Genomic DNA, 18,314 nt, shown 5'->3' with positions numbered 1-18,314 from the left:
GGTGTAAGCGTGGTGAATTGCGTGGTAAACGTGGTGAAGTAAACACGCATTTTTGACGAGTGAAAAACCTGCCAACTTTTCGAAACTTTTTGCGAGGCGGTACTTCCGACCGAATTAGCCGCGGGAACGTAGGGGGCGAGCCGGGCGGACTGTCTGAACTCGTTTCAGGGAGCCTGCCTCGGCGAGTCACGAAAAGACGCGCCAGCCACCTGAAGGTGACCGGCGCGTGTTGATGGTGATTCGTTATTTATTCGACGCGGGACGATCCTGGTCGAGTGCTTATTGCGATTCGGATTAGATGGTGAGCTTGCGACGGACGACGCCAGCCAGCCCGATCAGCCCGGTACCAAGGAGAGCGAAGGTGCCGGGTTCCGGAACGGCAGGAGGCGGTCCAAGGACCTGAGAGTAATCAGCTGACAGATCCTCGATGAGGAAAGGATTGCTGCTGCTTGCCCCGGTAAGGGAGATGGTTTTGATGAACGTGCCGCTTTCGGACCATTCGTTGAGTGAGCCCTGGAAGATGTTGGAGGTGAAGAAGTCGGTTCCATCAAATGCGATTCCGGTTGTTCCACCGGAGTGAGCGGCTGCGTTGATGTAGTCGGTCTGAATGAGGTTGCCGTTGGTGTCGTAGAGGTCGTAGTTATCTACGCTGCCGTCAGCCTCGTTTGAGAGAAGATATCCATTACCGTTCATTACGAAGTACTCGAGACCATCACAGAAACCGGTGCAGTCTGCGAGCGACACCGTTTTCAGCAGCGTTCCGGTCGGGCTGTACAGGTAGGCATGGTTGGTGCCGCTGTAGTCGCCGACCCAGAAGTTTGTCCCGTCATAGGCGATGGTCGAAAGAGCTCTCGAGCCAGCGACCGTGAACAAGGGTCCGTTGTCTGTTTTTGTGGCGAGGTTGTAGGAGTAGACGGCGTTGGTGGTAGCCGAGGTGTAATACATTGTGGTCCCGACGACCACTACACCGCGACCGTTAAAGCCGCTGAGTCCGGTGTAAGTGTTGGTGACGGCACCCGTAGTCTTATCGATTTGAAAGACGTATGGAGAACCGTTGTCGGCGTTGTCTCCGTAGATGAAGTTGTCCGCGAGAGCTGAAGAGGTCGCGGCAGCGAAAAGGCAGGCTAAAACAAGTAATTTTTTCAAGAAACACCTCCAGAGCTGGTTGGAAAGACTGGACGAATCCCGAGCCTTCGTGTGGCTGCGGTTGAGAGAAAAAGGCCGCAGCTTCTCAAGCGAATGGCGTCGGAGGAACGACGGCATAAACGGAGATAGCGATGATTTTTTGAAGGGGCCTGAAAACCGTACCGGAGATCATAACCGCCTGGTTTGCGGTAGGGTCTCTATCGAGCGTTCACCAAGAAAACTTTCCGGATATTGGCGCTTCTTGGCTGACGCGAAGCTATGTGCAATTGCGGCTCCAACTGTGCCTGTTGAAAAGAAAGCATTTATTCGAGGGAAATTGAGAGTTCATGCAAAGAATTGCGGATTTATGGGAACTAGGGAACTTATTACACTGAACTACTGATCATAGAGAGAGTACCTGGTCGTGAGCTAAGGCCGATCGCAGACAAAGCAAGTTCCGCAAGATCGTGGATTTAGTTTGTCGCGATTGAACGGACTGCCCAATTGATGCGTGATGGCAAACGATTAGGATTGCGGAATGGGGACACAGTTTTCGAATGAGGCTTTGAAGTTTTTGCGGGGGCTGAAGAAGAACAACGACCGCGAGTGGTTTGGAGAACGGAAGGACGTCTACGAGAAGCAGCTGAAGGAGCCGATGCTGAAGCTGATCGGTGAGGTGAATGAGGCGATGGCGGAGTTTTCGCCGGAGCACCTGCGACCTGCGAACAAGATCCTGATGCGGATCTATCGGGACATTCGCTTTAGTAAAGACAAGCGGCCTTACAAACATCACGTGTCGGCGTGGTGGGCTCGGGATGGTCTGCAGAAGACCTCGGGGGTGGGTTTTATCTGCAGGTTAGCTCGACGGATGTACTGATTGCCGCTGGGGTTTATATGCCGGAGCGTGAGCAGTTGCTGGCGATACGGCGATACTTGGTGGATCATCATCCGGAGTTTCGCAAGGTTATGGCAGGGAAGAAGCTGCGGTCGCTGATGCAGGAGACCGATACGCTGTCGCTGACGCGGCCGCCGAAGGGGTTCGCTGCGGACCATCCCGCGATTGATTTGATTATGTGTAAGCAGTGGGGCTTGTCGGCTACTCTGCCGGTGGAGAGGGCTACTTCGCCGGGGTTGCTGAAGGATGTGGTGGAGCGGTTCAAGGTGGCGGCGCCGTTGATCAGGCTGCTGAATACTCCGCTGATGGGGAGGCCTAAGAGGCCTATGTTTTAGAGGCATGCGTCCTGCCGGACGGGCCCACTGCGCGTGGGGCGGTCACTTCGTGACTTGTTTACCGGACTTGATGGGGGAGGGCGTGGGTCCTCCCGTTGGTGGGGTGTGAGTTTTGCGGATTTGACGGCGCCGACAACTGGCCTTCGATAGCGTACATCTGATCCAAGTAGCTGGAGGGCGGGATGAGCGTGACGGCGATTGTTGTGGCGGTGGTTTGCGTTTTGGTGGTGGGGTGGATTGTGCGGCGCGTGCTGGCACAACGTGAGGTGAGGGAGAAGAGCATTGAGCCTGAGGCTTTGTATGCTCTGCTGCAGGCGAAGCAGATTCTGCTCTACGATGTGCGGCAGCCGCTGGATTTTCTGGCGCATCCGGAGATCATTCCGGGAGCTATGAGGATCGCGCCGAAGAATATCGCGGATGAGACGGCTCATTTTTCTCGTGACCAAAATTCAGTGATTTATTGCACGGGCGGCGATGATGAGACCAGTCAGATGGTGTTGGGGAAGGCGCGGGCGCTGAACTTTACGCGAGTGAAGCTGCTGCGGGGTGGCCTGGCGGCCTGGAAGGAGAAGGGTTTTCCGGTGGAGGCTTATACGGAGTCCTTCCATTTGGATACGGCGAAGTGAGGTGGTTGCTCAGTTGGCGTGCCGGTGTGGGAGGGACTTATGTCTCGGAACGTTTGAATGTATTCGCTTATTTGGAACAGCAACTGCAAAGGCTAAATACGGGGGTCTCTCCACTGCGCCGTGCGATAAGACCGCACGGCTTCGGTCGAGATGACGAGTTTCTACGAGAATAGCCCTGGTGAAGATCGGTGGCCTATTTCGTTATTTGACAAAGGCTAAATGCGGGGTCTCTCCACTGCGCCGTGCGATAAGACCGCACGGCTTCGGTCGAGATGACGAGTTTCTACGAGAATAGCCCTGGTAAAGACCGGTGGCCTGGTTGGTTATTTGATAGAGGCTAAATACGGGGTCTCTCGACTGCGCGGTGCGAAAGACCGCACGACTTCGGTCGAGATGACGAGTTTTATGAAGTTTTCGGTTTTTAGATGTTTAAAGCTTGGCTTTTACTTCCGTCATGAGCGAGCCGATGGGATTTGTGACGGCCTGCTTTGCGATGGTCCCTAAGGATTCGCCGCGCCGGTACATTAGATAGGCTGCGATGACACCTGATGCGATGGTTGCGAACAGGATCAGCTTGCTCATCGAGCGGCGATTTTCGGCTAGTTCTAATTCCTCGGTTCCCATGTTTCCCCCTGGAGCATTGCTGGCTGTAGGATGCAGATTTGTTTGCGGGACGCGTTTCCAGCGATGATCTTTTTTAGACGATGGGGCGGAGCGTTTCATAGCTGACGCGGACTGCTTCGAGCGAGGTCATTCCTTCGATGGGTGGATCCTGCTCGACGAAGATGTGCTGGAGGCCGGACTTCTCGGCGGCGGCGATGATGGGCTTGAAGTCGATGTGGCCGCGGCCGACTTCGGTGGGGCGGTGGGCGGGGTCGACGCCGAGGGTGGTGGTGACGGGGGTGCCGGCGGGGAAGTCCTTGGCGTGCATGAGGGGATAGCGGCCGGGATATTTGGTGAAGTAGTCGATGGGATTGTGGCCGGAGGTGATCATCCAGCCGCAGTCGAGCTCGAACTTGACGAGTTTGGGGTCGGTCTCGCTGAGGAGAATCTCGTAACCGGTGTGGCCGCCGTAGTCGCGGAACTCGAAGTTGTGATTGTGATAGGCGTACTGGAGACCGGCCTTCTGGGCCTGCGCTCCGATCTCGTTGGCCTTGGCGGCGATCTTTTTGAAGTCGTCGAGGGTGAAGGCTTTGATGAGGTCCATCATCTTCGAGACGTCAAAGCCCGGCGGGGTGGAAGGAAGGAGTACGGAGCTGACGGCGTAGTGGGCGCCGAGGGTGTTGGCCTGGTCGAAGAGTTGGGCGGTGTCGGCCATTCCGAAGAAGAGATGGGCGCTGGGGCATTTGAGCCCGGCGTCGTTGAGCATGGTTCGCATCTGCGCGGCGTTGATGTCCTGGAGGGAAAGGACTCGACTTCGCGGTAGCCGATTTTGGCGAGGGCGTGGAGGGTGGCGAGGGCGTCTTTTTCAGTTCGTCCTGCACGGTGTAGAGCTGAACTCCGATGGGCATGCTGGTTTCGCCGAATGCAGATCGGAGGGGAACGAGGAGGCGAGGCCGACGGCAGCGGACTGTTGCAGGAATAGACGACGTGAGGGATTCATGCTTCTCCTGATGCTGTTGTGAGTCTCTGCGGGTTTGGCTGTCTTCGCGGTTGTGGCGGATGCGATTGTTCTTTGATTGGATCGGGATCAGTCTACTTGGCGTCGGCAAAGCACTGTCAAGGGAATAACGCTAGAAGACGTGGCCGAGGCCGAACCACCATTTGCGGTGGTCGTTGCTGCCTGCGGCTCCGCCTATGTTAGATGGGGCCGAGGGCGGTGCGGACGATGAGGGCGAAGCTGCCGTCCCAGGCTTCGGATTCACGTTCGTCGACGGGGTTGAGGTTGTTGTAGACCTTGCCTCCCTCGAAGAAGCCGACTGCATAGACGCCTTCGCCGAGGAGTGGGGCAGGTGGAAGACTTTGCGTTCGTATGCGCCCTGAAGGAGCCAGTACTGGTTGCCGAGCAGCTCGTTGCGGCCGTAGGAGCCGAGGCGGAAGGCCCCCGAGAGGGAAGCCATGGAGGGCGGTGACCTCTGGCGGTGCGCCGAAGGAGGCGCCTCCGCGATGGGAAGGCTGTTGTTCTTCTCGATTATTTCGCCGCGGTGGGATCGAGGAGAGCTTTACGAATGATTGGAGCTACGCGTGTGCCGAGGAGTTCGATGGCGTGCAGGAGTTTGTCGTGGCGCAGGGCGGCTACGCTCATCTGAAAGCTGATGCGGGAGATGCCGCCGAGGGCTTCGTTCATCCTGAGGAGCTTTGCGGCTACGGTTTCGGGATCGCTGACCATGAGGGCGCCGGTGGGACGGCGGAGAGCTTCGAACTGATTGCGAGTGACTGGAGGCCATCCGCGTTCTTTGCCGATTTTGGTGAAGGCTTCGGCGTAGCCGGGGAAGAAGTCGTCGGAGGCTTGCTGGTCGGTGTCGGCTACGTAGCCGAGGGCGTGGATGCCGACTTTGAGCGAGCCGGGAGCGTGGCCTGCTCGCTTGCCTGCTTCGCGGTAGAGGTCGATGAGGGGGCGGAAGCGGTGGGGCTCGCCGCCGATGATGGCGACCATGAGAGGAAGGCCGAGCATGCCGGCGCGGGCGAAGGACTCTGGCGTGCCACCTACGCCGAGCCAGACGGGCAGCGGGTTTTGCAAAGGGCGCGGGAAGACTCCTTGTCCGGTCAGAGCTGCGCGATGTTTGCCGGACCAGCGGATGTTGTTGCTCTCGCGAAGGGTGAGGAGAAGGTCGAGCTTTTCGGCGAAGAGGTCGTCGTAGTCTTCGAGCTTGAGGCCGAAGAGAGGGAAGGATTCGATGAAGGAGCCGCGGCCTGCGACGATCTCGGCACGACCACCGGAGATAAGGTCGAGGGTGGCGAACTCCTGAAAGACGCGTACGGGGTCGGCGGCGCTGAGAACGGTGACGGCAGAGGTGAGGCGGATGGTTTTGGTAATGGGGGCTGCGGCCGCCGGGATGACGGCGGGGGCGGAGTCGAGGTATTCGCTGCGGTGATGTTCGCCGAGGCCGAACTGGTCGAGGCCAACTTCGTCGGCGAGCTTGATCTCTTCGAGGAGATGGGCGATGCGCTGTTGCGCGGTGACGGTCTGCCCGGTGATTGGATCTGAAACGAGTGCGGCGAAGCTGTCGATGCCGATCTGCATCTGTTGTCCTCTTTGTTTGATTGTCTCTTAGGTTGATGCGGAGGGAGGGAATTTGATTCAGGGTCGGTGCTCCTGTTGGTTTGGGTGGGGGTTGCGGCAGAAGAGGCAAAGACGAAATGCGGGGGTCTCTCCACTACGCTGTTCACGATGAGACTGTGAACAGCCTCGGTCGAGATGACGTGTATTTCGTGGGGGGACAGACAGAGACAACAGCAGATTCCTCCCCGGTTCGACTGCGCTCAGGGTACGAATGACAACCAAAGGACAACCGCAACAACAAATGCGGGGGTCTCTCCACTGCGCTGTTCACGATGAGACTGTGAACAGCTTCGGTCGAGATGACGTGTATTTCGTGGGGGAGACAGACAGAGACAACATCAGGTTCCTCCCCGTTCGACTGCGCTCAGGGTACGAATGACAACAAAAGGACAACCGCAACAACAAATGCGGGGTCTCTCCATTACGCTGTTCACGATGAGACTGTGAACAGCTTCGGTCGAGATGACGTGTATTTCGTGGGGGAGACAGACAGAGACAACAGCAGATTCCTCCCCGGTTCGACTGCGCTCAGGGTACGAATGACAACCAAAGGACAACCGCAACAACAAATGCGGGGTCTCTCTACTACGCTGTTCACGATGAGACTGTGAACAGCTTCGGTCGAGATGACGTGTATTTCGTGGGGGGACAGACAGAGACAACAGCAGATTCCTCCCCGGTTCGACTGCGCTCAGGGTACGAATGACAACCAAAGGACAACCGCAACAACAAATGCGGGGGTCTCTCCACTGCGCTGTTCACGATGAGACTGTGAACAGCTTCGGTCGAGATGACTGTTTTTGAGTGGTGAGTAGAGCAACTACAGATGCAAAACAACTACAACGTTGGCCGGCGGAGATGGTACATCCCACCCATCGCAAAGTGCGCGATGGATGGGGCACCCGGTGATTCCGGTGATATGAAGATTAGTTGATTGTTACTGCGTTGGATACGGATTGGTTAGAACCAGTGGTCGTGGTCGTGGCAGCCTTTGTTGTCGGTGATGGAGGTTAGCTTCTGGTCTGCGGCGGTGAGTGAGCGGCCGAAGCAGTCGCCGAGGGAGTCGTTGCTGCGGTAGGAGGCGCTGGAGTTGCCTACGCCGGGAGCAAGGATGCTGAAGCCGGAGCTTAGCTGAATAGTGTCCTTCGAAGCGACCTGCTCGTGAGCGTTGGAACGAAAATAGGAAAAGCCGTCGAGAGACTTTGCTTCAGTGTGGAGGTTCTGCTGGTCGACCGAGACTGTCTGCGTGAAGGTACCGTCGGGATTATTGATTAAGGCGTAGTCGATGGTGAGGGGAAAGAGATGTGCCTGGTTGTCTTTTCGATCAGGAAACTGTCGCGAGTTGTGGTCTCGGAGTCGACGGTGCTGGTCTGAACCAGGTTTTGGATTTCGGGTTGGGTTACCGGGTTGACGTTGAAAGTTTGCGCGCTGACGAAGTTGACCCTTTGAGCGACGGTGGTTTCGACGCGACCATGCGAGGTGTTGACGTATCCGGTGATAGAGAAGGTGCGGTTGGAGCCGACGTTGACGGTGCCGGTGGTGGTGCCGCTGGAGTCGGTGGAGAGGTTTTGGACGACCTCGGGATTTGGGGCGGCGGTGAGCGTGTTGCTCAGGACTCCGCCTGAGACTTCTTTGCTGCCGTGGTCGGTGTAGACGAAAATGTTCCCGGTGGAGAGGAAGAAACCGTTGGCGTTGAAGACGCTGACGGCAACGGTATGCTGGGCGCCATCGCCGAGCAGGCCGGCGAAGGGTGTGAGGTCAACGCGGTAGGGCTTGAAGTCGAGGGTTTGGACGCCGGTGATGGGCTCCCACAGAAAGGGGTCGATGCCGCCGGTGAAGATCCATGGAAAGACGGGAGCGACGCCGGCGGGTTTGCCGTCGATGCTGATTTCGGTCTCGCGGAAGGCGGTGTTGCCACAGGTTTCGAGTTCGCCTGCGACTGCGCTGGGGACGCAGAGATACCAGAACTCGTCGCCGATCTGGCTTTGCGAGATGACGTCGAGGTAGACCTTCTCGACGTTGCGCGGAAGGTTGAGAGTCGCGGTCGCCTGGTCGGCGGTGGTGTTGAGAGTGACGGGGCCGTTGCCGGCGCTGACAGGGACGACGATGTCGGGGGTGATGGGTGCGGGGGTGTGGAAGTTCGCTGGGTAGAACTCGAGTGCGGAGCTGGCGAAGATGATGCCGGTGAAGGTGGAGTTGACGATGTTGCCGATGGAGGCGAGGCCGGTCTGCGGAGTTTTGAAGAGCGCGGTGAGGTCGGTGACGTCGCGCTCGATGTGCCACGAGGGGCTGAGGGCGGCGCGGGGTTCGGCGGTGGTGCCGTAGAAGATGTTGGTGTCGCCGAGATAGAACCAGGCGCTCCGATCGAATTGACGGCCGGCGGTGACGGTGAAGTCCGCAGTGAGGACGACCTTGGCCCAGGGACCGGGACATGCTGCGGGCGGTGTGTAGGTGAGGGGCGCGCCGTTGAAGTTTTCAAAGGCAGCGTTGGTGAGCAGCGGGACGACGCAGGGCTTGGTGGCGGGGCGCGGGACGAGGGGCTCTGCTGTCGCTGGATTGGAAGAGCCTACCTGCGGAGTTGTTGGGGCGGGAACGACTTGCGCTGACGCAGTGCCGATGGTCAGGAATGCGAGAAAAAGAAATTTGAAGATGGAGGGGAGTGGCGCGACGACGCGTGAGGGGAGGTTGCTTTGCGCATGAACTTTGCTCCTTGGATTTACTGCGGAGCAAGATATCACATACTGATTGCGGGTGAGTATTCGGGGAGGAACCTTGCGGAATATGTTGGAATCGATCCGGACGGACGGTACGACTTTTTGCGCATGGGTCCTGGAGACAACGTGCAGTATTTTTATTGTGGCAAGAATGTGTGAATGGATTTTGCTATCGAAAACTTAAGCGGAAGACATTTTTTTGACTGTTCTGCCTCCTCGCGTTTCGAGGACTATCGGTGAGATCTTGCCCTTGAAATTGGGGATTTTTCTTGGAATTTATGAGAAAAATGTACCTGTTTTCGAACAAAACCGAGAAAAACCGGAAAAAACCTGTGGAAACCGAAGAAATGGAGTTGACAAAGCGCGCGGAAAGGCTGAAGGTGAATTGCGGTACGGTTCTCCGCACCCGCATGAACACTGGTGATTTCGCATTGCAAAACTGGATGCGCTTTACGAAATTTTTATGCGGGCAAGGCGAGCAGACCTTAGAGTCTATTTCGAAAGTAAGAAGGAGCAACACATGGCAAAGGGAATGACAAAGACAGCGCTGGTTCGCCACCTGGCGGAGAAGCTCGAACTGACCAACAAGCAGACCGCAGGCTTTCTGGAACTGCTGGCAGAGACCGCAGTGAAAGAGACCAAGAAGAATGGTGAGTTCACCATTCCTGGTATCGGCAAGCTGGTAAAGGCAGAGCGTAAGGCGCGTCTTGGCCGCAACCCGCAGACGGGTGAGACCATCAAGATCAAGGCCAAGACCGTGGTGAAGTTCCGCGTGGCCAAGGTTGCGAAGGACACAATCGCACCGGTCAAGAAGTAATTCGACTGCGACGCTCGCGTGCGCCGATTGGTGCGATAGTGTCGCAGGAGAAGGCCCTCCCACATTGATGCGCCTCAGAGTCTAGTCTGCTGATGCGTGAGAACAAGTAACACCAACCCGCTGTGTCCACGATTTGATCGTGTGGGCGCGGCGGGGTTTTCGTTTAAGAGCGAGAGATGCAAAGGCGTGCTGCGCGCACGGCGCGATCTGCCATCGAGGCTGACGCGCCCTTCGGCGCCTTTCAGCGTTTGGGGAGGAAGGCGCGGACGATGAGGGAGATGCCGAGAGAGATGAGGACGCCTTTGATGATGAGGATGGAGTTGTAGCGCCAGCCGAGCGTCGCGAAGGAGATGGCGACTCCCCACATGTAGATTTCGGATAAGAATGCTGTGGGCCAGGTGGGGCGCACCGGGGATGTGGGGATGCGCGTGGTGAATGAGGGGAAGAGGCGGGGGACTTTGGCGCAGTAGTCGAGATAGGGAGCGCCGAGTTTTGTGGTGAGGAAGGCCTCTTCTGCGAAGATGAGGCGTAGCTGGAAGAAGATGATGGCGAAAATAGAGAAGAGGCTCCGCTGGTCGGCATGAGGAGCGCAAGAGCGAAGGTGTGGAAGAAGGTGCCAAGGTAGAGCGGATTGCGGAGATACCGATAGGGACCGGCGGCAACGACGCCTTCGCTGTGCATCCCACCTGCCTGAACGACGGAGGGGTCAAGGTAGGCTGAGCCCCAGGTGCGCAGGAACGCTCCTGCGAAGGCACAGACGATGCCGAAAGCCAGGACTGTGATAGTCGCGGCGCTGAAGCCAAGCCAGCCGCTACGCGCGGGCCATGCCGCAAGGTACTGCCAGGTGCGGATGGAGTCCAGGTGCAGCAGACTGTTCCACGGGGCGATGAATCCGAGCAGGTAAATAACGACGCCGATGATGAAACGAAAACGGAACTCAAGGGGTGAGGCTTTCATGATTCGGCGATTTCTCTCCTGCTACTTGTGAGTCTCGTCTTTGTAGACCACGCCGGACTTCATGACGAAGGGGACGTGCTGCAGGAGCTTGACGTCCTGGAGCGGGTCGCCGTCGATGGCGATGAGGTCGGCCCACTTGCCGGGATCGATGGAACCGACGCGGTCTGTCCATCCCATGAGGTCGGCGGCGTTGAGGGTGCCGGTCTGAATGCCTTGCAGGGGCGACATGCCAAACTGATTGACGTAGACATCGACCTCGTGGGCGTTGAGGCCGTGGGGATAGACGGCGGCGTCGGTGCCGAGCGCGATTTTCACGCCCGCTTTGATGGCTTTGGTCGCATTTTGTTTTTCGACGGCGCTGACGTCTTTCATCTTGTGCTGGTACAGAGGCGGAAGGTTGCCGTACTGCTGCATCCAGTCGATCAGGTAAGCAGTAGGAACGAGGTAGGTGCCCTTCTTCTTCATGAGCGCGATGTCTTCGTCGTTGATGTAGCTGCCGTGTTCGATGGAGTCGACACCGGCTTCGGTCGCGAAGAGAATGCCTTGCGCGCCGTGAGCATGGGCGGCGACCTTGCGTCCGAGACGATGCGCATCGGCGACGATGGCCTGCATCTCTTCGAGGGTGTACTGCGAGGCTTGTGGGTCATCTCCCTTGGAGAGGACGCCGCCGGTGGCTCCGATTTTGATGAGATCGGCGCCGTACTTGATGTTTTCGCGGACCTGATGCTGGACGGCGGGGATGCCGTCTGCCACGCCTTCTCCGTGGACGTGGTACTCGTATGGAAGAAGATTCTCATCCATGTGGCCGCCGGTGATGCCGAGGGCAGGGCCGGAGACCTGCATGTGCGGGCCGGGAATGTGGCCGGCGTTGATCTCATCGCGTAAGGCAACATCGGTGAAGTCGTTCGCGCCGACGTTGCGCACGGTAGTGAAGCCGGCTTCGAGCGTGACCTTGGCGTTTTCAACGCCGATGATCGCCTCTTTAGCCGGCGTCATGGAGAGTTCGTAGTACGGATCGAAGTTCGGCGCCATGGTGAGGTGGGTGTGGACGTCGATAAGGCCGGGCATGACGGTGAATTTGGTGAGGTCGATCTCAATATCGCCGGACTGCTTCGGTGTGGAGGCCGTGGGAGCGATCGCGGTAATGCGGTCGCCTGTGATGATGATCGTCTGGCCTGCGGGTTCAGCGCCGGTTTTTACGTCGAGAAGATGGCCGGTGCGGAGGAGGGTGCGTGGTGTCGTTTGAGCGTGGACGCCAAGGACGGCAATTTGTAACAGAAAGAGGAATAAATATAACTTCACGTGATTGGCTTTACGCATTTGGAGTCTCCTGGCGTGTCTGTGAGAGCCTTCGATGTTTGTATTGCACGGCCTGAGTTGATGAGTGAACGTAATTCGCTGAGAGGACGGCGTGGCTCCGGGAGACTATTGCCCGCCTAGAGCGGAGAGAATCGAGTCGAAGTCTTCGAGGCCCGAGTATTCGATGATGACGCGGCCTTTGCCCTTTTTGTCCTCGATGCGCACCTTGAGGCCAAGGGAGCGGCGCAGGCGGTCTTGCGCTTCGCGGACGTTGGGGTCTTCGGGTAGGGCGTCGGCCTTCGACTCCTTTTTTCTTTTGCTTCGGGATTGATCAGGCCCTGGACGTAGCTCTCGGTCTGGCGGACAGAGAGTGACAGCGCGATAACCTTTTGAGCGGCTGCGGTGATCGCTTCGGAGGAATCGAGGGCGAGCAGGGTGCGGGCGTGCCCGAAGGAGAGGTCGCCGGACTCGACTTTTTGCTGGACCGTATCAGGCAAACGCAACAAACGAAGGAAGTTAGCTACACTGGCCCGCTCCTTGCCGGTGCGGATGGCCATCTGCTCCTGGGTCATCTTGAAGTCGTTGCTGAGGCGTTGGTAGGCGCGAGCCTGCTCGATGGGGTTGAGATCGGCGCGCTGGAGATTTTCGACGATGGTCATCTCGAGCGTCTGCTCATCCGAAACCTGACGGACGATAGCCGGGATGGTGGTTTTATTTGCTTTTGTGCTGGCCAGCCAACGGCGCTCGCCGGTGATGAGCTGGTAGCGGCCTCCACTAAGTGGCCGCACGACAATGGGTTGCACTACGCCTGAAGCTGCGATGGACTGCGCCAGCTCCGCTAACTTGGCCTCGTCGAAGTGGCTTCGGGTCTGGAAGGGGTTGCGTTCGATCTGGTCGAGAGGAATCTCGAGGGGCTTGCCGGTTGGCTCGACGACGGGCGGAGGTGGGGCGGGCGCGGCGGGGCGGTGAGGTAGGAGAGATTCGAGGCCCTTGCCCAGGGCTCGACGTTTGGGATCGGCGGTTGCGGTTGGCATGATTTACAGCTTTCTCTGGTGAAGTATTCGATCTTTTTTGACGAACTTTGTCCTGCCGGACGGGCCCACTGCGCGTGGTGCGGCCACTCCGTGGCTTTTTAACTCTTCGATTGCCAGAAACGGGGTTTCTTTTCGGGTTTGTTGAACGACTTGAGGGAGCTTGCGGCTGCAGCGGCTGCCGCTTTTCGTCGCTTCGCTTCCGGGCTGTCCATCTTGTTGCGACTCAGGAGTTCGAGGGCCAACTCGCGGTAGGCCTCGGAGCCGCGGGACCGTGGGTCGTAAAGCGAGACGGGCTTGCCGTGGCTGGGGGCTTCGGCGAGGCGGATGTTGCGGGGGATCGTGGTCTTGAGGAGCTTGTCAGTGAAGAAGGCCTGCAGATTCTCCGAGACCTGCTGGGAGAGGTTGGTGCGGTCATCGTACATAGTGAGGAGGACGCCCTCGAGAGCAAGGCCGGGGTTGAAGCTCTGACCGACGCGGTCGAGGGTGCTCATCAGCTCGGAGATGCCCTCGAGGGCGAAGTACTCGGCCTGCATGGGGACGAGGAGGCTGTCGGCCGCGACGAGGGAGTTGAGGGTGAGCAGGTCGAGGGCTGGGGGCAGTCGAGGAGAATAAAGGGGTAATCGGCGCGGATGGGCGCGATCGCGTCGCGGAGCTTGTATTCGCGGCGGTCGAGGGATATCAGCTCGATGGTCGCGCCGATGAGGTTTTTGCTGCTGGGAACGAGCTTGAGCGTGTCGATTTCGGTCGAAAGTAGAGCCTCTGCGATGGTGGTCTGGCCCACCAGGATGTCGTAGATGCTGAGACGGGCTTCCTCACCGTCCTTGGCACGGGCAAAGCCAAGGCCCCCGGTGGAGTTTGCCTGTGGGTCGCAGTCGATGAGAAGGGTACTGAGGCCTTCAAGGGCGAGGGCGGCTGCGAGGTTGATGGCAGTCGTCGTCTTGCCGACTCCGCCCTTTTGATTGACGACGGCAATCACTTTGGATGGCGTTGGAGATTTTGGGTCTGCGGCTATCTGCGCTACGTCTTCAGGCTTGGGAGTGAGCTGTTCAGTCGTCATTGCGATAGTTGCAGGGTATCGGGCGGCGGGCGGCGTGGCAATGGCGACTGGTCTGTGCAGAACGGGCAAGGGCTGTGGAGAACTTGTGGGATACGTGGTTTTGGCGTCTGGATTGAAGGCTTTCGGGAGCAGTGATGTGGAAAACTTTGTTCCACGTGGAACATCTAATCGCGAGTAGCGCGTAGAAGGATGCTGGCTTGGGTTCCTGGAACTGGGATGGGCGCCTGAAGGGTGAAGCCGGAAGGCTGGATGGGTGGGGCTCCGACAAGGAGGAGAAGTTCTTTGTCAGCAAGGGGAGCAGCAGCAGATAGTGCGGCGGCCATATTGTCGACGGCGCGGAGCGTAACTGTATGAAATCGCCGGGTTTCAGGCATGGTTTCGACACGGGCGGCCCATATCTCCACCGCCAGGCCGAGGGTTCGGACCGCTTCGCGGAGGAAGGCAGCCTTTTTATTTTGGGATTCAGCGAGAGTTACCGCGATCTCGGGGTGGAGGATGGCGATGGGTAGGCCGGGGAAGCCTGCGCCAGAGCCGAAATCCAGGAGGGTTCTGGTTTCGGGGTCTAGAAGTTGTCCGGCAAACAGGCTCTCGCCGAAGTGACGGCGAACGATTTCCATGGGGTCGCGAATTGCGGTGAGGTTCGTGCGGGAGTTCCACTTGAGGAGGAGTTCGAGGTAGAGGGAGAGTTGAGAGACAATGACGGGCGCTGCGTTCGGGAGATACGGGGTCAAGAGCGAGGCGATCTCCGCCTCTGAGAGAGTTGGCATGGAACTCCAGTATCTCAGGGTTGGGTTAGGAGAATCGTGGGAGAGTGTTCCACGTGGAACATATGAATGGAATCGCCCCCTTCAGGCGACGGAGGTGTGGACAGGGCGCGGGCTCCATGTGGCGGCTTGCTCGACGAACCGGTCGAAGAGAGCGCGGGAGGAGGGGCTGAGGTCGTAGCTGCGTTCGGGGTGCCACTGTACGCCCAGGACGAAATGTGAGGTAGCGCCTTCGCTCGCCTGACCACCCTCGACGCCTTCGATGACCCCGTCCTGCGGGCAGCGTGCGGCAACGCGGAGGCCGTCCCCCGGGATGCCGATAGCCTGGTGGTGGCTGGAGTTGATGGGGAGGCGGAGAAACTCGTCCTGCTGGGGAGCCTCGGCCGGATCAATAAAGGAGCCAAGGAGGGAGTCTGGCGCGATTGCGGCACTGTGGGCTATAGCGACACTTCTGCCGGCGGTGTGGTTTACGGGCAGAATGGAGAGATCCTGCACCAGCGTGCCTCCGCGCCAGACGTTGAGGAACTGCAGGCCGAAACAGATGGCGAAGATTGGTTTGTAGAGGTTGTGGGCGTCCTGGATGAGGAGTTCATCCACATTTTCGCGGGCGCTGTCGGCTGGAGAGCACTCGGGGATGGGTTCCTGACCGTATTTCTGCGGATTGACATCGGCGGGACTGCCGGGCAGGAGAACGGCCTGGCAGCTATTGATGAGATTTGCGATAGCTGTGGGGCTCTCGTTCAGGGGAATTTCAACCGGTACGCCCCCGCTGCGTTCGACCGCGGCGGCGTACTGGGACCAGGAGCGCTGGTTGTAGACGAAGTCGCGACTCGTAGGGACGGGAATGGCGATGCGGGGCTTCATGGCAGATTAATCATACGACCTGGCGCTGTGTTCCACGTGGAACATCTTTTTCGCGGATCGCACAAGTGAGCCTTCGTCACTCGATTGCGGAGTACTGGGAGTACGTGGCGGAGATGGAGTCGTAGAGCCGCTTAGTAAGGGAATCGGCATCCCGGGCATTGAGGCCGATGGTAGGAATTGGGTCGCCCACCACGATGAAGACGGGGCGAGGGTGAATAGCGTAGACGTGGATGGGAAGAAGCTCGTAGGTTCCGATGAGAGTGAGAGGAACCAGGGGGACCTGGGCCTTGATGGCCATGTAGGCGCAGCCGGACATCATCGTCTGCAGTTGGCCTGTCGCTGCGCGGCCGCCTTCCGGGAAGAGAACCAGTGGCAGACCGTGTTTGAGCGTCGCGACGCCCCGGTTCAGGCTGGCTACCAGGGAGCGGGGGCTCTTCGAGTCCACCGGGACCTGGCCCGAGCGATTGAGGTACCAGCCGATGAATGGAATCTTCCAGAGTGACTGCTTGGCCAGAATGCGGAATTGGAAGGGGAGTTTAGCGAAGAGGACCGGGGTGTCCATATAGCTGAGATGGTTCGAAGCGTAAACAGCGGTATCTTGTTCGTGGAGCTTCTCGCGGCCAATGATCTTGACGGGAGACAGGCTGACGAGCAGGAGCGCGCGCGCCCATAGGTGCGCAATGGCGTGTTGTTGGCGGCCCGATTTATCCCATAGGCCGGCCAGGAGGGAGATGCATCCGAAACCCGCAGTGGCAAGGCCTGCAAGGGGGACTAGAAGAAGGTACGACAGCCAGCGAAGCAAAAGGGGAGGCTGCTTCGCGGTGAAAGGTGGCCCCTCCGGCTCTTCCACGGAGAAGACGGGTTGAACCGAAGGCGTTGGTTCGGGTGATACCGAAACAGCACCGTTCTCAGTGTTGTCCGGCACGTTGTTTGCCAGGGGAGAGTCGTTCATAGCTCTCCGGCGAGGCGGCGGATCTCGCCCACTAAATACACGGAGCCGGTGGCGATGACGAGACCGTCTGAGGGCGTTACGGCACGGGCCTGAGCGAGCGCGGCGGCAAGGTGAGGGGCAGCGTGAGCTGGAATATCGAGAGCGTGGGCAGCGGCCAGGAGATCGTCGATAGGAGCAGCCCGGGGATTGTCGATTGGAGCGAAGACAATATGGTCTTTGCTGCGTTCCGAATCGGCCGAAGACGAGTCGAAGAGAGGAAAGAGGATCTGCGCCATCTCGTTGAGGTCCTTATCGCGGAGGCAGCTGAAGAGAAGGGTACGGGGCCGGGCTTCGGGAAGCTGTGCGATGGCGGCACGGAGGGTCCAGGCACCGGCTGGATTGTGCGCTACGTCAAGCAGGAGCTGCGGACCGCTGGGGAAGGTAAAGAGTTCGAGGCGACCGGGCCATTGCGTGTTTCGGATTCCTGCTTCGATATGGGCATTGGTTATTTTGTAACCTATCTGGTTACTTTCTAGAGTATTTTCGGCGCTTTTGTAAGCTTTCCAGTTACGTAGCTCCGCCACAGCGGCGATTGCCAGGGCGATGTTGCGCTGCTGATGATGGCCGGGGAGCGGCGAATCCACTTCCAGGGCTTCCCCATCGAGCGTGATGCTGTAGTGGTTGGCTGGTAACGGGCTCGCCGCTTCTTTTCCAAGCGCTCCCGCGCCGTGACCTGGAACAGATCTTGGAACAGCCGGGGTTTGGCCGGGGATGTAGCTGGCGGCGTTGACGGCGCGGAGATTGAGAGTGGCTGCAGCCTCGCCGATAGCCTGATTGGCCTCGGGGTGTTGGGGGAGGGTGATGAGGGTGCCGTTGGGACGCAGGATGCCGGCTTTTTCGCGGGTAATCTCGGCGATGGTGTTGCCGAGGTAATCCTGATGGTCGAGAGCGATGTCGGTGAGAATGGACAGGAGCGGGTCGACGATGTTGGTGGCGTCGAGACGCCCTCCCAGACCCACTTCAAGAATGGCAATGTCTACCGGGGACTTTTCCGCGCGCGTCGCGTTCTCTCCCGCGAAGTAGAGGAAGCCTACCGCGGTGAGCACCTCGAAAAAACTGGGCGGGTACGGCAGGTCGCCGGATTCGACGAGATGGCGGGCGGTCTCGTCGACCTCAAAGTAGAGGCGGGCGAAGTCTTCGTCGGGAATCTGGTGACCGCCGATCTGGATTCGTTCGTTGACGCGGATCAGGTGGGGCGAGGTGTAGAGGCCGGTACGATATCCGGCAGCGGTGAGGATGCTGGACAGGGTGGCGGCGGTAGAGCCTTTCCCGTTGGTTCCGGCGATCAAAACCGAGGGAAAGCTCGTTTGTGGGTCGCCCAGGGCTGCGGCGAGAACTCGCATGTGCGCGAGGTCGAATTTGCGGCGGGGCGCGTTGGGTGTGGCGGGGGCAAGTTCCTGCCCTAAAGCGTAGAGATGGTCGACCGCTGCCGAGTAGGACATGGGGCTATTTTAGGCGATGGCGTGGCTTTGAATACCGCGGCGAGCACCGTGACCCGGATCGAACTCTCAAATTCCACAGACGTGCCGCCCCTAACACCAAGGTGGGATATCGAGGGTGGTTCGGCGGGCGGATAGTGGGGTATCAACAGTTGCAACATGCAATGTTTTGCA

16 protein-coding genes and 5 pseudogenes are annotated in these 18,314 nt (G+C 58.7%); 4 read left to right on the top strand and 17 right to left on the bottom strand.

Annotation, left to right across the window (positions count from 1 at the left end; genetic code table 11):
- Positions 1-294: 294 nt before the first annotated feature.
- Complete coding sequence (locus tag RBB80_RS05795; protein WP_433967304.1) at positions 295-1,146, bottom strand: PEP-CTERM sorting domain-containing protein; 852 nt, start codon at positions 1,144-1,146, stop codon at positions 295-297.
- Positions 1,147-1,663: 517 nt separating this feature from the next.
- On the opposite strand from RBB80_RS05795, the pseudogene RBB80_RS05790 reads away from it, so the two are divergent.
- Positions 1,664-2,355, top strand: a pseudogene (locus tag RBB80_RS05790) (DUF2461 domain-containing protein).
- A gap of 182 nt (positions 2,356-2,537) precedes the next feature.
- Entirely contained in the window at positions 2,538-2,981 is a 444-nt protein-coding gene (locus RBB80_RS05785; protein ID WP_433967303.1) for a rhodanese-like domain-containing protein, read from the top strand.
- Positions 2,982-3,410: 429 nt separating this feature from the next.
- Here RBB80_RS05785 and RBB80_RS05780 read toward each other — a convergent pair whose 3' ends face one another.
- The 5 genes and pseudogenes from RBB80_RS05780 to RBB80_RS05760 all read right to left on the bottom strand — a co-directional run bounded on the left by RBB80_RS05780 (position 3,411) and on the right by RBB80_RS05760 (position 8,942).
- Entirely contained in the window at positions 3,411-3,605 is a 195-nt protein-coding gene (locus RBB80_RS05780; protein WP_433967302.1) for a hypothetical protein, read from the bottom strand.
- 73 nt (positions 3,606-3,678) lie between these two features.
- Positions 3,679-4,383 (bottom strand): annotated as a pseudogene (locus tag RBB80_RS05775) (sugar phosphate isomerase/epimerase family protein); the annotation flags it as partial.
- A 331-nt stretch (positions 4,384-4,714) separates the two neighbouring features.
- The gene (locus tag RBB80_RS05770; RefSeq protein WP_433967301.1) at positions 4,715-5,041 is read right to left on the bottom strand and encodes a hypothetical protein; all 327 of its coding nucleotides are present in this window, start codon (positions 5,039-5,041) and stop codon (positions 4,715-4,717) included.
- 71 nt (positions 5,042-5,112) lie between these two features.
- On the bottom strand, positions 5,113-6,165 hold the full coding sequence (locus tag RBB80_RS05765) for an LLM class flavin-dependent oxidoreductase (RefSeq protein WP_433967300.1): 1,053 nt from the start codon (positions 6,163-6,165) through the stop codon (positions 5,113-5,115).
- Positions 6,166-7,475: 1,310 nt separating this feature from the next.
- Positions 7,476-8,942 (bottom strand): peptide-N4-asparagine amidase, encoded by a 1,467-nt coding sequence (locus RBB80_RS05760; protein WP_433967299.1) that lies wholly within the window; start codon positions 8,940-8,942, stop codon positions 7,476-7,478.
- Positions 8,943-9,187: 245 nt separating this feature from the next.
- On the opposite strand from RBB80_RS05760, the gene RBB80_RS05755 reads away from it, so the two are divergent.
- Positions 9,188-9,454 (top strand): hypothetical protein, encoded by a 267-nt coding sequence (locus tag RBB80_RS05755; protein WP_433967298.1) that lies wholly within the window; start codon positions 9,188-9,190, stop codon positions 9,452-9,454.
- Positions 9,439-9,735, top strand: coding sequence for an HU family DNA-binding protein (locus RBB80_RS05750; RefSeq protein WP_158792936.1), 297 nt, complete (start codon positions 9,439-9,441; stop codon positions 9,733-9,735). The genes RBB80_RS05755 and RBB80_RS05750 overlap by 16 nt, the downstream gene beginning before the upstream one ends.
- A gap of 241 nt (positions 9,736-9,976) precedes the next feature.
- On the opposite strand, the gene RBB80_RS05745 is transcribed toward RBB80_RS05750, so the two are convergent.
- From RBB80_RS05745 to RBB80_RS05695, 11 genes and pseudogenes are all read right to left on the bottom strand, one after another.
- The gene (locus RBB80_RS05745) at positions 9,977-10,144 is read right to left on the bottom strand and encodes a hypothetical protein (RefSeq protein ID WP_433970145.1); all 168 of its coding nucleotides are present in this window, start codon (positions 10,142-10,144) and stop codon (positions 9,977-9,979) included.
- A gap of 224 nt (positions 10,145-10,368) precedes the next feature.
- Positions 10,369-10,692 (bottom strand): annotated as a pseudogene (locus tag RBB80_RS05740) (methyltransferase family protein); the annotation flags it as partial.
- 21 nt (positions 10,693-10,713) lie between these two features.
- Positions 10,714-12,012: an amidohydrolase family protein gene (locus RBB80_RS05735; protein WP_433967297.1), complete on the bottom strand. Its 1,299-nt coding sequence runs from the start codon at positions 12,010-12,012 to the stop codon at positions 10,714-10,716.
- 105 nt (positions 12,013-12,117) lie between these two features.
- Entirely contained in the window at positions 12,118-12,216 is a 99-nt protein-coding gene (locus RBB80_RS05730) for a hypothetical protein (protein WP_433967296.1), read from the bottom strand.
- 173 nt (positions 12,217-12,389) lie between these two features.
- Positions 12,390-13,025, bottom strand: a pseudogene (locus tag RBB80_RS05725) (ParB/RepB/Spo0J family partition protein); the annotation flags it as partial.
- A gap of 98 nt (positions 13,026-13,123) precedes the next feature.
- Positions 13,124-13,684: a ParA family protein gene (locus RBB80_RS05720; RefSeq protein ID WP_433969517.1), complete on the bottom strand. Its 561-nt coding sequence runs from the start codon at positions 13,682-13,684 to the stop codon at positions 13,124-13,126.
- A pseudogene (locus RBB80_RS05715) lies at positions 13,669-14,082 on the bottom strand (ParA family protein); the annotation flags it as partial. The pseudogene RBB80_RS05715 and the gene RBB80_RS05720, both read right to left, overlap by 16 nt.
- Before the next feature lie 164 nt (positions 14,083-14,246).
- The gene (rsmG, locus tag RBB80_RS05710; RefSeq protein ID WP_433967295.1) at positions 14,247-14,849 is read right to left on the bottom strand and encodes a 16S rRNA (guanine(527)-N(7))-methyltransferase RsmG; all 603 of its coding nucleotides are present in this window, start codon (positions 14,847-14,849) and stop codon (positions 14,247-14,249) included.
- An 81-nt stretch (positions 14,850-14,930) separates the two neighbouring features.
- On the bottom strand, positions 14,931-15,710 hold the full coding sequence (locus RBB80_RS05705) for a gamma-glutamyl-gamma-aminobutyrate hydrolase family protein (protein WP_433967294.1): 780 nt from the start codon (positions 15,708-15,710) through the stop codon (positions 14,931-14,933).
- Between the two features lie 76 nt (positions 15,711-15,786).
- Positions 15,787-16,662: a lysophospholipid acyltransferase family protein gene (locus RBB80_RS05700; protein WP_433967293.1), complete on the bottom strand. Its 876-nt coding sequence runs from the start codon at positions 16,660-16,662 to the stop codon at positions 15,787-15,789.
- Positions 16,659-18,143 carry a bifunctional folylpolyglutamate synthase/dihydrofolate synthase gene (locus RBB80_RS05695; RefSeq protein WP_433967292.1) on the bottom strand — a complete coding sequence of 495 codons (1,485 nt, stop codon included), beginning with the start codon at positions 18,141-18,143 and terminating at the stop codon, positions 16,659-16,661. The genes RBB80_RS05700 and RBB80_RS05695 overlap by 4 nt, the downstream gene beginning before the upstream one ends.
- Between the last annotated feature and the right edge of the window lie 171 nt (positions 18,144-18,314).

The organism is Tunturiibacter gelidiferens, from assembly GCF_051013345.1.
In the GTDB taxonomy this organism is placed as follows: domain Bacteria; phylum Acidobacteriota; class Terriglobia; order Terriglobales; family Acidobacteriaceae; genus Edaphobacter; species Edaphobacter gelidiferens_A.
The sequence above is the reverse complement of the archived record's forward strand: the minus strand, read 5'-3'. Positions and strand labels throughout refer to the sequence as shown.

Excerpts from the sequence above, each read along its gene's own strand:
- RBB80_RS05750 (WP_158792936.1), top strand. The coding sequence starts at position 9,439 with ATGGCAAAGGGAATGACAAAGACAGCGCTGGTTCGCCACCTGGCGGAG.
- rsmG (WP_433967295.1), bottom strand. The coding sequence starts at position 14,849 with ATGCCAACTCTCTCAGAGGCGGAGATCGCCTCGCTCTTGACCCCGTAT.
- RBB80_RS05705 (WP_433967294.1), bottom strand. The coding sequence starts at position 15,710 with ATGAAGCCCCGCATCGCCATTCCCGTCCCTACGAGTCGCGACTTCGTC.
- RBB80_RS05700 (WP_433967293.1), bottom strand. The coding sequence starts at position 16,662 with ATGAACGACTCTCCCCTGGCAAACAACGTGCCGGACAACACTGAGAAC.
- RBB80_RS05695 (WP_433967292.1), bottom strand. The coding sequence starts at position 18,143 with ATGTCCTACTCGGCAGCGGTCGACCATCTCTACGCTTTAGGGCAGGAA.
- RBB80_RS05765 (WP_433967300.1), bottom strand. The coding sequence starts at position 6,165 with ATGCAGATCGGCATCGACAGCTTCGCCGCACTCGTTTCAGATCCAATC.
- RBB80_RS05770 (WP_433967301.1), bottom strand. The coding sequence starts at position 5,041 with ATGGCTTCCCTCTCGGGGGCCTTCCGCCTCGGCTCCTACGGCCGCAAC.
- RBB80_RS05735 (WP_433967297.1), bottom strand. The coding sequence starts at position 12,012 with ATGCGTAAAGCCAATCACGTGAAGTTATATTTATTCCTCTTTCTGTTA.
- RBB80_RS05785 (WP_433967303.1), top strand. The coding sequence starts at position 2,538 with ATGAGCGTGACGGCGATTGTTGTGGCGGTGGTTTGCGTTTTGGTGGTG.
- RBB80_RS05780 (WP_433967302.1), bottom strand. The coding sequence starts at position 3,605 with ATGGGAACCGAGGAATTAGAACTAGCCGAAAATCGCCGCTCGATGAGC.